Origin of the sequence: Burkholderia sp. AU15512, assembly GCF_002223325.1 — a bacterium.
In the GTDB taxonomy this organism is placed as follows: Bacteria; Pseudomonadota; Gammaproteobacteria; order Burkholderiales; family Burkholderiaceae; genus Burkholderia.
The window spans coordinates 407513-422077 of sequence record NZ_NKEX01000003.1; the positions used below are offsets into that span (position 1 = coordinate 407513).

General features: G+C 67.9%; 13 protein-coding genes. 5 read left to right on the forward strand and 8 right to left on the reverse strand.

What is annotated here, in order from left to right; all coding sequences use genetic code 11:
• Positions 1–6 precede the first annotated feature (6 nt).
• Positions 7–1881 (forward strand): polysaccharide biosynthesis protein, encoded by a 1875-nt coding sequence (locus tag CFB43_RS04355; protein ID WP_089494229.1) that lies wholly within the window; start codon positions 7–9, stop codon positions 1879–1881.
• Between the two features lie 100 nt (positions 1882–1981).
• On the opposite strand, the gene CFB43_RS04360 is transcribed toward CFB43_RS04355, so the two are convergent.
• The 5 genes from CFB43_RS04360 to CFB43_RS04380 are packed head-to-tail and all read right to left on the reverse strand — an operon-like array spanning position 1982 to position 7419.
• A complete protein-coding gene (locus tag CFB43_RS04360) occupies positions 1982–3088 on the reverse strand; it encodes an MraY family glycosyltransferase (RefSeq protein ID WP_089494230.1) in 1107 nt (368 codons plus the stop codon).
• A gap of 27 nt (positions 3089–3115) precedes the next feature.
• Positions 3116–4138 carry a UDP-glucose 4-epimerase GalE gene (galE, locus tag CFB43_RS04365; protein ID WP_089494231.1) on the reverse strand — a complete coding sequence of 341 codons (1023 nt, stop codon included), beginning with the start codon at positions 4136–4138 and terminating at the stop codon, positions 3116–3118.
• 15 nt (positions 4139–4153) lie between these two features.
• Entirely contained in the window at positions 4154–5290 is a 1137-nt protein-coding gene (locus CFB43_RS04370; protein WP_089494232.1) for a glycosyltransferase family 4 protein, read from the reverse strand.
• A 51-nt stretch (positions 5291–5341) separates the two neighbouring features.
• Positions 5342–6166: a glycosyltransferase gene (locus tag CFB43_RS04375; protein WP_089494233.1), complete on the reverse strand. Its 825-nt coding sequence runs from the start codon at positions 6164–6166 to the stop codon at positions 5342–5344.
• The gene (locus CFB43_RS04380) at positions 6163–7419 is read right to left on the reverse strand and encodes a lipopolysaccharide biosynthesis protein (RefSeq protein WP_089494234.1); all 1257 of its coding nucleotides are present in this window, start codon (positions 7417–7419) and stop codon (positions 6163–6165) included. Before CFB43_RS04380 ends, CFB43_RS04375 begins: the two co-directional genes overlap by 4 nt.
• A gap of 263 nt (positions 7420–7682) precedes the next feature.
• Between CFB43_RS04380 and CFB43_RS04390 the strand changes: the two genes are divergently transcribed.
• The 4 genes from CFB43_RS04390 (at position 7683) to waaA (ending at position 12560) form a co-directional block, all read left to right on the forward strand.
• Positions 7683–9077, forward strand: a complete 1395-nt coding sequence (locus CFB43_RS04390; RefSeq protein WP_089445078.1) for a phosphomannomutase/phosphoglucomutase — start codon at positions 7683–7685, stop codon at positions 9075–9077.
• A 175-nt stretch (positions 9078–9252) separates the two neighbouring features.
• Positions 9253–10248 (forward strand): lipopolysaccharide heptosyltransferase I, encoded by a 996-nt coding sequence (waaC, locus tag CFB43_RS04395; RefSeq protein WP_089494236.1) that lies wholly within the window; start codon positions 9253–9255, stop codon positions 10246–10248.
• Positions 10249–10282: 34 nt separating this feature from the next.
• Entirely contained in the window at positions 10283–11167 is an 885-nt protein-coding gene (locus CFB43_RS04400; protein ID WP_089494237.1) for a Kdo hydroxylase family protein, read from the forward strand.
• Between the two features lie 37 nt (positions 11168–11204).
• The gene (waaA, locus tag CFB43_RS04405) at positions 11205–12560 is read left to right on the forward strand and encodes a lipid IV(A) 3-deoxy-D-manno-octulosonic acid transferase (RefSeq protein WP_089494238.1); all 1356 of its coding nucleotides are present in this window, start codon (positions 11205–11207) and stop codon (positions 12558–12560) included.
• A 63-nt stretch (positions 12561–12623) separates the two neighbouring features.
• Here waaA and ureG read toward each other — a convergent pair whose 3' ends face one another.
• The 3 genes from ureG to ureE are packed head-to-tail and all read right to left on the reverse strand — an operon-like array spanning position 12624 to position 14555.
• Positions 12624–13271, reverse strand: a complete 648-nt coding sequence (ureG, locus tag CFB43_RS04410) for an urease accessory protein UreG (protein WP_089455729.1) — start codon at positions 13269–13271, stop codon at positions 12624–12626.
• A 17-nt stretch (positions 13272–13288) separates the two neighbouring features.
• Entirely contained in the window at positions 13289–13969 is a 681-nt protein-coding gene (locus CFB43_RS04415) for an urease accessory protein UreF (RefSeq protein ID WP_089495247.1), read from the reverse strand.
• A complete protein-coding gene (gene ureE / locus CFB43_RS04420; protein ID WP_089494239.1) occupies positions 13956–14555 on the reverse strand; it encodes an urease accessory protein UreE in 600 nt (199 codons plus the stop codon). The genes CFB43_RS04415 and ureE overlap by 14 nt, the downstream gene beginning before the upstream one ends.
• Positions 14556–14565: the final 10 nt, after the last annotated feature.

Consider the following 14565-nt stretch of genomic DNA (forward strand, 5'->3'; position numbering starts at 1 on the left):
CTGCCGATGTTGCGATCCAAAGCATCATGGCTTTCGCTGAGCGCTTTCCTGTTTGACCTGACGGCGGTCGCCGCCGCATGGTTGTTCGCGTATCTCGTTCGATTCAATGGCAGCGTTCCGCATGATTTCCTGAGCGGCGCACTGATGGCGCTCACGTGGGTGCTGCCCGTCTACGCGTTGATGTTTCGCGGGTTCGGCCTGTATCGCGGGCTGTGGGTATTCGCGAGCCTGCCCGATCTGATGCGTATCTCGAAAGCAGTAGTGGGCGGCGGCGTGATCGTGATGATCGGCGCCGTGATGTTCCAGCCACACCCGATCATCCCGCGCTCGGTGCTGCTCGTGTCGCCGCTGATGCTGTTCCTCGCGATGGGCGGCGCACGTGCGCTTTATCGCGCGACGAAGGAATACTACCTGTACGGCGGGCTCGTCGGGAAGGGCAAACCAGTGCTGGTGCTCGGCGCCGGCACGGCAGGCGCCAGCCTCGCACGCGAACTTTCACGCTCGGGCGAGTGGCGCCTCGTCGGCCTGCTCGACGACGACGTCACGAAGCAGGGTCGCGAAATCTACGGCTACAAGGTACTGGGCTCGTTCAACGACCTCAAGCACTGGACCGACGCAATGAAGGTCGAATACGCGATCATCGCGATTCCATCGGCGTCGGTCGAGACGCAGCGTCGCGTCGCGACGCTGTGCGTGCGGGCCGGCGTGAAGGCGATGGTGCTGCCGTCGCTGACCGCGCTGATGCCGGGGCAGGGCTTCCTGTCGCAGGTGCGGAACATCGATCTCGAGGATCTGCTCGGCCGGGATGCCGTGACGATCGACACGCCGCACGTCGAGGCGCTGCTGCGCGGCCGCGTCGTGATGGTGACCGGCGCGGGCGGCTCGATCGGCTCTGAGCTTTGCCGGCAGATCCTGCGCTTCGCGCCCGCGCAACTCGTTGCGTTCGACCTGTCCGAGTATGCGATGTACCGGCTGACCGAGGAGTTGCACGAGCGCTTCCCGGACCTACCGGTCGTGCCGATCATCGGAGATGCAAAGGATTCGCTGCTGCTCGACCAGGTGATGTCGCGTCATGCGCCGCACATCGTGTTCCATGCGGCCGCCTACAAGCACGTGCCGCTGATGGAGGAGCACAACGCGTGGCAGGCGCTGCGCAACAATGTGCTCGGCACCTATCGCGTGGCCCGCGCGGCGATTCGCCACGATGTGCGTCACTTCGTTCTGATCTCGACCGACAAGGCCGTCAATCCGACCAACGTGATGGGCGCGAGCAAGCGTCTCGCCGAAATGGCCTGTCAGGCGCTGCAGCAGACGAGCGGGCGTACGCAGTTCGAGACCGTGCGATTCGGCAACGTGCTCGGCAGCGCGGGCAGCGTGATCCCGAAGTTCCAGCAGCAGATCGCGAAGGGCGGCCCGGTCACGGTCACGCACCCCGAGATCACGCGTTTCTTCATGACGATCCCGGAAGCGTCGCAGCTGGTGCTACAGGCGTCGAGCATGGGGCATGGCGGCGAGATCTTCATTCTCGACATGGGCGAGCCGGTGAAGATCGTCGATCTGGCGTGCGACCTGATCCGTCTGTACGGTTTCTCGGAAGAGCAGATCCGGATCGAGTTCACCGGGCTGCGGCCCGGCGAGAAGCTCTACGAGGAGTTGCTGGCGGACGACGAGGCGACGACGCGCACGCCGCATCCGAAGCTGCGGATCGCGCGGGCGCGAGAAGTGCCGGACAATTTCCTCGACGAACTGCTGCCGTGGCTGATGCAGCATCGTGTCCTGCCCGACGACGAAGTGCGGCGCGACTTGCGCCGCTGGGTGCCCGAGTATCAAACGGCTGCCGTTCCGGCGCTGAAGAGCGTACGGGTCGCGTCGAACCGCTGAACGCTGAGGACCGTGTGGTTGCGCCACGCAGCGACCAGCCGGCCGGCCAAAAAGAAAAGCGCCCCGCAGGGCGCTTTTTTCATGCCGGGCCGAGAACGGCTCAGCGACTGGGCCGGTGTTTGCGCACCACCATCCACCGCGGCACGCGGAACCGCACGATGCTGAGATACAGCCACACATAAGTGAGCGCGAACAGCACGACGAACACGAACAGGTGCACCGTGTGCCGCCAGAACAGCGTCGCGGGTATCACCGCGACGAGGCACAGCAGCCACAGGTACGGCGACGTCAGCGAATTGCGGCGCGTCAGGTCGTGCGCGTGCTTCGTGCCGACGGCCCAGCGCATCAGCCGCTTGTACACGAGCATGTGCAGGTGCACGCCGTCCGGGATGCCGGGCGACATCCCGCGAATGAACTTCTTCCGGTAGATCGAGAAGCAGGTCTCGAAGATCGGGTACATGAACAGCAGCACCGGGTACCACGCGGACACCTCGCGGTTGCGCATCACGAGCATGATCGCAAGCTCCGCGAGCATGAAGCCGATGAAATACGCGCCGCCGTCGCCGAGGAAGATCAGCCCGGCCGGGAAATTCCACAGGAAGAAGCCGAGCACGGCGCCCATCATGATGATCGACGCGGACATCACGACCGGGTCGTTCACATGGAACGCGACATACGCGAGCGACGCGAACATCATGAAGCTGACCATCGACGCGAGCCCGTTGAAGCCGTCGATGATGTTGATCGCGTTCGCAAGCGCCGCGACCGCGAGCACCGTGATGAACGCCGAGATGGCCACGTAGCCGAGCAGGAAATCGAGCGGCGGCACGCTGATGCGCTTGACCGCGATGCCCAGCAGCCAGAATGCCAGTGCGGCCGCGCCCATCGTGCAGAGCAGCCGCGCGCGCGGCGACACACGTTTGGTCAGGTCCTCGACGAGGCCGGACAGGAAGGCCGGCAGCCCGCAGGCAGCGATCCCGAGAATGCTGCCGGAGATCGTCGGATAGCGCCGGGACAGCACCAGCGCGGCAACGACGACGCCCGCGAGGATCCCGATGCCCCCGACCCGCGGCACGGGCCGCACGTGGAATTTCTGCACGCCGGCCAGGTCGCTGTCGATCGAGAATTTCTCGTGAAGGTGCGCGTAGCGCACGATGAACAGCGTGACGAGCAGGGAGACGATGAAGCCGGACGCGAAGCTGAGCATGGGATCGCTCGAAAAATGGACAGCGGATTATACAAAACCGCGCGGGTTCCCCTCCTGCCATCGCCAGTGATCGGCACACATTTCTTCGATGCCGAGCGTCGCGCGCCAGCCGATGATGTCGGCCGCGGCCTGCGGGTTCGCGTAGCACTCGCCGATGTCGCCCGGGCGGCGCGCGACGAGCTCGTACGGCACCGGGCGGCCCGACGCCTTCTCGAACGCACGCACGACTTCCAGCACGCTGTAGCCCTGGCCCGTGCCGAGGTTCACGACGAAGCTCGCGTCGCGCTTCGCGAGCGCGTCGAGCGCGGCGATGTGCCCCTTCGCGAGATCGACGACGTGGATGTAGTCGCGCACGCCCGTGCCGTCCGGCGTCGGGTAGTCGGAGCCGAACACGCGCAGCTTTTCCAGCTTGCCGACCGCGACCTGCGCGACATACGGCATCAGGTTGTTCGGGATGCCGGCCGGGTCCTCGCCGATCAGCCCGCTCGAATGCGCGCCGACCGGGTTGAAGTAGCGCAGCGTGGCGATGCGCCACGACGGGTCCGAGACTTCAAGATCACGCAGGATCTGCTCGGCGATCAGCTTCGACTGGCCATACGGGTTCGTCGCGGACAGCGGGAACGATTCGTCGATCGGCGAGCGCTCTGGCACGCCGTATACGGTCGCGGACGAGCTGAACACGAACTGCCTGACGTTGCGCTCGCGCATCACCTTGAGCACGGCAAGCAGGCCGCCGATGTTGTTCTGGTAGTACTCGAGCGGCTTCTCCACCGATTCGCCGACGGCCTTGAGTGCCGCGAAATGGATCGTGCCGGTGATCGGGTGCGCGTCGAACACCTTTGCAAGCGCGGCTTCGTCGCACACGTCGACCTGATGGAACGCGGGCGTCTTGCCCGTGATCTGCGTGATGCGCCGCACGGATTCGGCGTTGCTGTTGACGAGGTTGTCGACGATCACGACGTCGTAGCCGTTGTCGAGCAACTCGACGGTCGTGTGCGAGCCGATATAGCCCGCTCCGCCCGTGACGAGGATGGTGCCTTTAGCGGTCATTGCTGATGCGCTCCTTCAGAGGGTGATACCGGTTAACGAATGGATAGTACGCCGGTAGCGTTCGACGACCTGCTGTTCGTCGAATTCCGCCGTGACCTTTTGCCGGCCGCGTGCGCCCATCGCGTCGCGTCCGGCCGTTCCGAGTTCGATCATGCGGAGCAACTGCTCCGCGAGGCTCGCGCTGTCGCGCACGCGGCACAGGAACCCCGTTTCGCCGTCGGCGACGACGTCGCGGCAGCCCGGCACGTCGGTCGCGACGATCGGGCGGCCCATCGCCGACGCTTCCATCAGCGTGCGCGGCACGCCTTCGCGGTACGACGGCAGCACGACGCAGTCGGCCGCCGCGATGTGCGGGCGCACGTCGTGCGCTTCGCCGAGATATTCGATCACGCCTTCGGCGGCCCACGCATCGACATCCGCGTGGCCGATCGCGCTTGGATTGTCGACGCCGAGCGGCCCGAGCAACTGGAAGCGCGCATTCGGGAAGCGCGCGCGCACGATGCGCGCGGCTTCCACGTATTCGCGCACGCCTTTGTCCCACAACAGCCGGCCGATCAGGATGAAGACGGGTGCGTCGCCGGCCGGTAGCGGCACCGGCGCGAACTGTTCGAGATCGACGCCTTCGCCGTGCAGCAGCCGCGCGCGATCGGGATGCGCGAGCAACTGTTCGTCGGTGAAGGTCGCGAGATCGTCGCGGTTCAGGAACCACACTTCACGCGGGAAGCGGAACGCGAACCGGTACAGGCGCTTCGCGACGCTTGCCGCGCGGCTCTTCTGGATGAAGACGTAGCCGAGCCCGGTCGTCACCGCGATCGACGGCACGCGTGCGAGCCACGCGGCGACCGAGCCGTAGATGTTCGGCTTGATCGTGTAATGGAACACGAGATCGGGCTTCAGCGCACGGTAGTGACGCACGAGTGCCGCGAGCGTGCCGAGATCCTCGCGCGGGCTCGTGCCTTTCGAGGCAACCGCGAGCGCCACGTAGCGGCAGCCCATCTGCTCGAGCAAGGGCACCGTGCGGTCGTGCGGCGCAATGACGATGACCTCGGCGCCGCGCGCGACGAGCGCACGGATCAGCCCGTGGCGATACGTGTAGATCGCCCAGGCCGTGTTGCAGACGAGCGCGATGCGCAGCGGGGAGGTGGCGGACATGAAAAAAAGAATAAATAAAGCGTCGAAATTGCCGAAAGGGCCGGATGTACGTCAGGCGGACGGCCGCCCGGCGAACAGCGTCTGCTTGATCCGCTGCAACGTTCGGTACGGCGTCACGAAATGCAGCAGGTTCTTGGCGAGGCCGGCCCAGTCGTACGGGTTCAGCGCGTTGAAGTGGCTCAACAGCAGCGTGAGCGTCGACACCAGCTGGCGCCGGCGCTTGGTCGCACTGATCCCGCCCTCGTTCAGTTCGTAATAGAGACCGAGTTCCGGCAGGTTCGCGCAATCGTAGCGTTGCATTAACCGTAAAAAAAGATCGAGATCCTCGGCCGCACGGTATTTCGCCCGATAGTTCCCCACTTCACGCACGGCGTCGATGCGCAGCATCACCGACGGATGCACGAGCGGCGAGCGCAGGAAGCGCGTGCGGCGCAGCGTGCGCGGATCGGCGGGCGGGGTCAGCATGAAGCGCGGCTCGCCGGCGCGGGACACGACTTGCGTCCACATGCCGACGCAGGCCACGCGCGGGTGGGCGCCGAGATACGCGCGCTCCTTCGCGAGGCGCTGCGGCGCGGCCAGATCGCCCGCGTCGATGCGCGCCGCATAGCGGAAGCCGCGCGCGGCGAGCGCGTCGATGCCGGCCGCGAGCGCACGCTCGATGCCGCCGTTCTGCGGCATGCGCAGCACGTCGATCGTGAGGCCGGGCAGATCGGGCGCGACGATCGGCGGCGTGCTGCCGTCATCGACGATCAGCACGTGCACGGGCGTGTCCTCGCGAAACGACGCGAGGGTCCGAACGACGTCGTCGTGCCCGTTGTAGGCCGGCATCAGCACGGCCACGTCGTCGAGCGGGGTCGGGCAATCAGGGGACGTCATGGTCGGAGCTTGAAACGGATGTAATAAAAATTGACGGCGGCGGCGGCCAGGTAGCCGGCCGCCAGCCCGACGAGCGCGCCGTACAGGCCGAGCCGCGGGATCGCGAACAGGTTGACGAGCGCCGCGATCGCGAGCGCGAGCAGCCATTTCGACAGCAACACGAATTTTGCTTGATATTTGAGAACGATAAGATTGCCTATCGCCTCGATGCCGGCGGGCACCGACAGCCAGACCGCCCAGCGGAAGATGTCGACCGAGGCCTCGTAGCCGTGGCCGAACACCTTGCCGACGATCAGCGGGGCGGCGGCGTCGAGCACGAGCGCGCCGGCCGTCATCAGGCCGGCCGTCATCGCGATCAGCCGGACGATGTTGCGGCGCAGCCGCACGACGTCCTGCACGCGGTAGACGAAGGCGGGCGCGATCGTCTGCGCGAGCATCAGCGCGAGCGTGATCCAGTTCTCGTTGAGCTGCTGCGCGGCCGAGTAGCGGCCGAGATCGGCGAACGACACGTGACGCTCGAGCATCAGGCGGTCGAGCTTCAGGAACAGGTACATGCAGATGAGGCCGAGCCAGAACACGGTGCCGGCCGTCGCAAAGTGCCTGAACAGCGGTTTGTCGAACGTCCAGCCGAGCGCGCCGCCGTTACGATGCCGGTAGTACAGCAGCAGCGCGAAGCCGATGGCGGCGGCTTCGAGCGCCCACAGCCACGCGAAGCGGGCGGGGCCCGCGGCCGCACGAACCAGCAGCCAGACGAGCAGCGCCTTCACCAGCGCGGTGACCATGCTGGTGACGAGCTGCGGCTTGCTGTAGGTCATGCTCTGCAGCCACGCGTTGATGACGCCGACGAACGGCTCGCGGAACACCATCGTGACCGCGAGGCCCGCGAGCATCGCGCCGACCAGCGGATCGAAGGCGCCCGCGGCGATCGCGATCCAGGTCGCGACGAGCGCGGCGACGGAGACGGCGATGCGCAGCGCGAATGCGCTGCCGAGCACCGCGCCGAGCTGGGCGGGCGGGCGCTGGACGATGGTCGGGACGAGGATTTCCGCGCCGCACACCCAGGTGAGCGGCGCCAGTACGAGGAGGAGCGTATTCGCATACTGCCATTTGCCGAACACATCTGGCCCGAAATAACGGGCCAGCAGGCCGCTGATCGCGATCGCGACGCCGATCTGCGTAAGCCGTTCGAGCCCCAGCCAGACGAGATTCGCGACGGCCTTCGCGACATCCGGGTTGCCGAAGCGCTTCAGCATGCGCGGCAGCGGCGCGCGCGCGAGGCGGCCGGCAGGGCGCCCGGGGGCTGCAGGTTGGCGGCGACGGGGCGGCTAGGCATTAAAATGGGCGGCATGCGCGTCATCAAAACCCGCGATTATAAGTGGGATCGCGGTCGCTCCCGCCGTTCCGCACTAGCGGTTTCACGCCGTGCCGGGCCAGCCTGTATCATGCGCGGCACCGGCGAGCGGCGGCCAGGCAAGCCAGACAATTTTCCATGCACGCAACTGAGAGAAGAGAATCGATGATCTCCCAATCCATCTTCAAGGCATATGACATTCGTGGCGTGGTCGGCAAGACGCTCGACACCGACACCGCACGCGGGATCGGCCGGGCATTCGGCAGCGAAGTGCGTGCGCAGGGCGGCGATGCTGTGGTCGTCGCGCGCGACGGCCGCCTGTCCGGGCCGGACCTCGTCGGCGCGCTGGCCGACGGCCTGCGTGCGGCGGGCGTCGACGTCGTCGACGTCGGCATGGTGCCCACGCCGGTCGGCTATTTCGCGGCGAACGTCCCGCTCGCGCTGAAGGGCGGCGAGCGCCGCGTCGATTCGTGCATCGTCGTCACGGGCAGCCACAACCCGCCCGACTACAACGGCTTCAAGATGGTGCTGCGCGGCGCCGCGATCTACGGCGAGCAGATCCAGGCGCTGTACCAGCGCATCGTCGACGAGCGTTTCGAGACGGGCAGCGGCTCGTACGAACAGTTCGACGTGGCCGATCAATACATCGCGCGCATCGTCGGCGACATCAAGCCGGCCCGCCCGATGAAGCTCGTCGTCGACGCCGGCAACGGCGTGGCCGGCCCGCTCGCGACGCGCCTGTTCAAGGCGCTCGGCTGCGAGCTCGTCGAGCGCTTCACCGACATCGACGGCACGTTCCCGAACCACCACCCCGATCCCGCCCACCCGGAAAACCTGCAGGACGTGATCCAGGCGCTGAAGGACACCGACGCCGAGATCGGCTTCGCGTTCGACGGCGACGGCGACCGCCTCGGCGTCGTCACGAAGGACGGCAAGATCATCTATCCGGACCGCCAGCTGATGCTGTTCGCGGAAGAAGTGCTGTCGCGCAACCCGGGCGCGCAGATCATCTATGACGTGAAGTGCACGCGCCACCTCGCGCAATGGGTGAAGTCGAAGGGCGGCGAGCCGCTGATGTGGAAGACGGGCCACTCGCTCGTGAAGGCGAAGCTGCGCGAGACGGGTGCGCCGCTCGCCGGTGAAATGAGCGGCCACGTGTTCTTCAAGGATCGCTGGTACGGCTTCGACGACGGTCTCTACACGGGCGCGCGCCTGCTCGAGATCCTCGCGAAGACGGCCGACCCGAGCGCGCTGCTGAACGGGCTGCCTGACGCGATGAGCACGCCCGAACTGCAGCTGTGGCTCGACGAAGGCGAGAACTTCCGCCTGATCGACAAGCTGCAGAAAGAGGCCAAGTTCGACGGCGCCGAGGAAGTCGTGACGATCGACGGCCTGCGTGTCGAGTACCCGGACGGCTTCGGCCTCGCACGCTCGTCGAACACGACGCCGGTCGTCGTGATGCGTTTCGAGTCGGAGACGCAGGAAGGGCTCAAGCGCATCCAGGAGGACTTCCGCCGCGTGCTGACGGCCGCGAAGCCGGACGTCAAGCTGCCGTTCTGAGCGTCGGCGGCCTGCCGGCCGCCCACGGCGCGACGGTGAGTCCGATCGTCGCGCCATCCCCGAAAAGCGGCGCACGCTACCGGCGTGCGGCCGCTTTTTGTCTGTCTGGCCCCCCGGGCGCGATAAAATCCCCCCTTTCTGCTTGTCGCCGGCTGCCTGCCGGCGTTTTTTCAGCGTGCAAAAGATCCTGATCGTACGCGTGTCGTCGCTGGGCGACGTCGTGCACAACATGCCGGTGATCGCCGATATCCGGCGCCGCCATCCCGATGCGCAGATCGACTGGCTCGTCGAGGAAAGCTTCGTCGACCTGGTCAAGCTCGTCGACGGCGTGCGCAACGTGCTGCCGTTCTCGCTGCGCCGCTGGCGCAAGAAGCCGTTCTCGGGCGCCACGTGGCGCGAGATCCGCGCGTTCCGCCAGCGCCTCGCGGCCGAGCAGTACGACCTCGTGATCGACTGCCAGGGCCTCATCAAGACGGCCTGGGTCGCCAGCTGGGCGCGTGGCCCGCTCGTCGGGCTCGGCAACCGCACCGACGGCGCCGGCTACGAGTGGCCCGTGCGCTTCTTCTATCGCAAGCGCGTGCCGATCGCGCCGCGCACGCACGTCGTCGAGCGCTCGCGGCAACTCGTCGCGGCCGCGCTGGGCGACCCGGTGCCGACGCCGGCCGATCCGGTCGAGTTCGGCCTCGATACGCGCGCGGCGGCGCTCGCGGTGGCCGCGCTCGGGCTGAACCTGCCGGTGCCGTACGTGGTGTTCGTCCATGCGACGTCGCGTGCCGACAAACAGTGGCCGGACGCCGCGTGGATCGAACTCGGCCAGGCGCTCGTGCGGCGCGGCGCGTCGCTCGTGCTGCCGTGGGGCAACGATGCGGAGCGCGCGACCAGCGAGCGCCTCGCGAAAGAGTTCGGCGCGGCGGCGATCGTACCGCCGCGGCTGTCGCTGCCGGCCGTGGTCGGGCTGATCGACGGCGCGGCCGCCACCGTCGGGGTTGATACAGGTCTGGTTCACATCGCGGCCGCGCTGAAGCGTCCGACGGTCGAACTGTACAATTTCGCGACGGCCTGGCGGACCGGCGGCTACTGGTCGCCGAACGTCGTCAATCTCGGCACGGCGGGGCAGCCCCCGTCGATCGCGCAGGTGAAGTCGGCGCTCGCGGGCTTCGGTCTCCTGTAACGCAGTCACACGCGCGAACCCACGCGAACCGAACATGAGCGAATCCCAGATCATCGAAGTCCCGTCCGCCGACTGGAGCGGACACAACCTGTCGGCGCCGCGCGAGCAGCTGCTGGCCGCCGTCGAGGAAGGCAAGGTGCTGTATTTTCCGCACCTGCGCTTCGCGATCGAGGGCGGCGAGGAAGCGCTGCTCGATCCGGCGCTCGCCGACCCGAAACGCAAGAACATCAGCCTCGCGCCGAACGGCGGCGCGCTCGCCGGCGTGCTCGGCGACAGCGTCACGCAGTCGGCGGTGCGCGCGCTCGTCGCGCGCTTCCAGCAGCAGGCCGGCACGCTCGTCGACGGCCTCTTTCCCGAATACCGCGGCAAGCTGCGCGTCGCACCGACGAGCCTGCGGCTGATGCAGGTCGAGACGCGCCAGACGTCGTGGCGCAAGGACGACAGCCGCCTGCACGTCGACGCGTTCCCGTCGCGGCCCAACTACGGCGAGCGCATCCTGCGCGTGTTCACGAACGTGAACCCGGCCGGTGTGCCGCGCGTGTGGCGCGTCGGCGAGCCGTTCGAGGACGTCGCGAAGCGCTTCCTGCCGCACATCAAGCCGCAGTTGCCGGGCGCCGCGTGGCTGCTGAACCTGCTGCACGTGACGAAGTCGCCGCGCAGCGCGTACGACCACCTGATGCTGAACCTGCACGACAGCATGAAGGCCGATCTCGACTACCAGAAGACGAGCCCGCAGGAGACGATGCCGTTTCCGCCGGGCTGCGTGTGGATATGTTTCTCCGATCAGACTTCGCACGCTGTGATGTCCGGCCAGTTCATGCTCGAACAGACCTTCTTCCTGCCGGTCGACGCGATGGTGCGCCGCGAATGCGCGCCGCTCGGCATTCTCGAACGCCTGACGGGCAGGGCGCTGGTTTGAGCGCGCATTTTCGTCGAAGCAAGACAAGGGACGCGGCATGCTGAGGGTGATCTATCGCGCGCTGTGGTGGCTCGTCGCCCCGATCGCCGTCATCCGGCTATACGTGCGTTCGCGCAAGGAGCGCGGCTATCGCGAACATATCGGCGAACGCTTCGGCCACGTGGCCGGCCGCTCGCGCGACGACCGTGCGCCGCTGGTCTGGGTGCATGCGGTATCGGTCGGCGAGACGCGCGCGGCGCAGCCGCTGATCGACGCGCTGATGCACGCGCGTCCCGATGCGCGCATCCTGCTCACGCACATGACGCCGAGCGGCCGCGCGACCGGCGAACAGATCTTCGGCGATCGCGTGCTGCGCTGCTACCTGCCGTACGACATGCCCGGCGCGGTGCGGCGTTTCCTGCGCGCGTGGCGGCCGACGCTCGGCCTCGTGATGGAAACCGAGGTGTGGCCGACGCTGATCGACGAGTGCCGCCGTGCGGACGTGCCGCTGGTGCTGACCAATGCGCGCATGTCCGCGCGTTCGTTCCGGCGGGCATCGAAGTTCGGCGCGGCGACCCACGACGTGTTCGGCGGCTTCTCGCGCGTGCTCGCGCAGAGCCCGGCCGATGCGGAGCGGCTGACGTCGCTCGGCGCGCGCAACGTGACCGTGCTCGGCAACCTGAAGTTCGACATGACGACGCCCCCGGAGCTCGCGGCGCGCGGCCATGCGTGGCGCGAGGCGATCGGCACGCGGCCCGTGTGGGTGGCCGCGAGCACGCGCGAGAACGAGGAGGCGCTGGTGCTCGACGCATTCGCGGCGATGCGCACGCCCGGCGCGTTGCTGGTGCTCGTGCCGCGTCATCCGCAGCGTTTCGCCGAGGTCGAGGCGCTCGTCGAGCGCAGCGGCCTCAAGTGCGTGCGACGCTCGGCGTGGGCGGCAGACAAGGCCGCGCTCGCGTCCGGCCGGCCGGCGGCCGAGCCGCTGCCGGATGACGTGACGGTGCTGCTCGGCGATTCGATGGGCGAGCTCGGCGCATATTACGCGGCGGCCGACATCGCGTTCATCGGCGGCAGCCTGCTGCCGCTCGGCGGCCAGAACCTGATCGAAGCATGCGCGGTCGGCGTGCCGGTGCTGATCGGCAAGCACGTGTTCAACTTCACGCAGGCGACCGCCGACGCGGTCGCGGCTGGTGCGGCGCTGCAGGTCGAGGATCCGCTCGATCTCGCGCACGTGCTCGACGCGCTGTTCGCCGACAAGGCGCGGCGCATCGCGATGGGCGCGGCCGGCGCGGCGTTCGCATCGCGGCACCGCGGCGCGACCGCGCGCACGGTCGACGTGCTCGCGGCACTGTTGCCGCCCGCCGAACGCGGCGTGCGCGCGCTGCAGGACGTGCAGGACCCGTCCGACGACTAGACGAGGGCGGCGCGATGCCGCCGGAAGCCCGCGTGGCGGCACCGCGAGGCGCCGCCACGTCGCTCAGACCGTCAGCAAACCCTTCTTCTCGATGAACGCGATCACGTCCGCGACGCCTTCGAGCGCCTTCAGGTTCGTCATCACGTAAGGCCGTTCGCCGCGCATCTTCTTCGTGTCGGACGCCATCACGTCGAGGTTCGCGCCGACCAGCGGCGCGAGATCCGTCTTGTTGATCACGAGCAGGTCGGACTTCGTGATGCCGGGGCCGCCCTTGCGCGGAATCTTCTCGCCGCCCGCGACGTCGATCACGTAGATCGTCAGGTCCGACAGCTCGGGGCTGAAGGTCGCCGCGAGATTGTCGCCGCCCGATTCGATGAACACGATGTCGGCGTCGGGAAAGCGCGACAGCATCCGGTCGACGGCCTCGAGGTTGATCGACGCGTCCTCGCGGATCGCCGTATGCGGGCAGCCGCCCGTCTCGACGCCCATGATGCGCTCCTCGGGCAGCGCGCCCGCGACCGTCAGCAGCCGCTGATCCTCCTTCGTATAGATGTCGTTGGTGATCGCGACGAGGTCGTATTGGTCGCGCATCGCCTTGCACAGCATTTCGAGCAGCGTGGTCTTGCCGGAGCCGACGGGGCCGCCGATGCCGACGCGCAGCGGCGGCAGTTTCTTCGTGCGGCGGGCGGAGGAGGGAGCAGGTGCGTTCATGGCGGGTAGCGTCGGGTTCAGGAGCGGAACAACCGCGAATACTGGGTTTCGTGCCGCGCGGACAGGATGCCGAGCTGCGGCGCGAACGTGTTGACGGCGTCGGGCGGCGTCGCGAGCGCGCGGCGCACGGCCGCGTCGATCGCGTCGCGCAGCGCGACGATGATGCGTTGCCCGGCGAGCTGGCCGAGCGGCACGGCCTTCAGCGCGGCGGAGGTCTGGTTCTCGACCCAGCCGAATGCATAAGCAGCGAGCACCGCATCGGCGCTCGCGTCGTGCGCGGCGGCCGCGTACGCGAATGCGGTGGGCAGCGCGATCGGCGCAATCGCCGCGAGCGTCGCGCGGCGCGCGCCATCGCCCCATTCGAGCGACGCGCAGAGCTGCGCGAGCGACCAGCCCATCTGTTCGGTTTCACGGCGCAGTTCCGCCGATTCGCGGCTCGCGATGAACCACGCATTCTCGGCGACGAGCGCCGGCGCGTCGTGCGCGTGCCAGCGCGCGAGTTGATGCGCGAGGAACGGCAGCTCGCCGTGCGCGAGCACGTCGGTCAGGCCGCTCGCGATCCAGTCGCGCGCGGTATCGGCGTCGTGGATCAGGTTCGCGTCGAGCGCCGCTTCGAGCCCCTGCGAATAGCTGAACGCGCCGATCGGCAGCGCCGGCGATGCAAGGTGCAGCAGCGCGACGAGTTCAGTGGTGGTCATGGCCGTGGCCGTGCGCGCAACCGGGACCATGCTGATGGTCGTGGTCGTGGTCGTGCGAATGCGCGTGGCCGTGATGCTCGCCGAACACCTGCTGCGCGAGCGCGTAGTCCTCGGCGAAGGTCGTGTCGTGCCCGTGCTTGTGGCCGCCGCCGTACGCACCGGCTTCCGGCTGGAACGGCGCAAGGGTCTCCTCGACCTGCGTGCCGAGCCGGCGCAGCATGTCCGCGAGCACCGGGTCGGCTTCGAGCTTCAGGTAGCCGTCGCCGATCTCGACCGGCGTGTGACGGTTGCCGAGGTGGTACGCGGCGCGCATCAGCGTGAGCGGGTCGGCGGCGCGCACGCGCAGCACGGTCTCGGGCGCCGCGGCGACGCGCACGAGCGCGCCGTCGTCGGCGACGAGCACGTCGCCGTCGCGCAGGATCGTGCCGCGCGGCAGCACGACCGCGACGTCCTCGCCGGTGTCGAGCGTCGCCACGAGGCGGCTCTTGCAGCGGGCGTCATAGGCGAGCGTGAGCGTCGGCGCGCGCGCGACGAGCGACGCGGCGAGTTTCACGTTCGGGGCAATGCGTTTGTCGAGGGTGCGCATGAATCGAAAG

What these genes read in the sequence shown, in the direction of transcription:
- CFB43_RS04355 (WP_089494229.1), top strand. Translation starts at nt 7, where the DNA reads ATGTTGCGATCCAAAGCATCATGGCTTTCGCTGAGCGCTTTCCTGTTT.
- CFB43_RS04360 (WP_089494230.1), bottom strand. Translation starts at nt 3,088, where the DNA reads ATGCTCAGCTTCGCGTCCGGCTTCATCGTCTCCCTGCTCGTCACGCTG.
- galE (WP_089494231.1), bottom strand. Translation starts at nt 4,138, where the DNA reads ATGACCGCTAAAGGCACCATCCTCGTCACGGGCGGAGCGGGCTATATC.
- CFB43_RS04370 (WP_089494232.1), bottom strand. Translation starts at nt 5,290, where the DNA reads ATGTCCGCCACCTCCCCGCTGCGCATCGCGCTCGTCTGCAACACGGCC.
- CFB43_RS04375 (WP_089494233.1), bottom strand. Translation starts at nt 6,166, where the DNA reads ATGACGTCCCCTGATTGCCCGACCCCGCTCGACGACGTGGCCGTGCTG.
- CFB43_RS04380 (WP_089494234.1), bottom strand. Translation starts at nt 7,419, where the DNA reads ATGCTGAAGCGCTTCGGCAACCCGGATGTCGCGAAGGCCGTCGCGAAT.
- CFB43_RS04390 (WP_089445078.1), top strand. Translation starts at nt 7,683, where the DNA reads ATGATCTCCCAATCCATCTTCAAGGCATATGACATTCGTGGCGTGGTC.
- CFB43_RS04400 (WP_089494237.1), top strand. Translation starts at nt 10,283, where the DNA reads ATGAGCGAATCCCAGATCATCGAAGTCCCGTCCGCCGACTGGAGCGGA.
- waaA (WP_089494238.1), top strand. Translation starts at nt 11,205, where the DNA reads ATGCTGAGGGTGATCTATCGCGCGCTGTGGTGGCTCGTCGCCCCGATC.
- ureG (WP_089455729.1), bottom strand. Translation starts at nt 13,271, where the DNA reads ATGAACGCACCTGCTCCCTCCTCCGCCCGCCGCACGAAGAAACTGCCG.
- CFB43_RS04415 (WP_089495247.1), bottom strand. Translation starts at nt 13,969, where the DNA reads ATGACCACCACTGAACTCGTCGCGCTGCTGCACCTTGCATCGCCGGCG.
- ureE (WP_089494239.1), bottom strand. Translation starts at nt 14,555, where the DNA reads ATGCGCACCCTCGACAAACGCATTGCCCCGAACGTGAAACTCGCCGCG.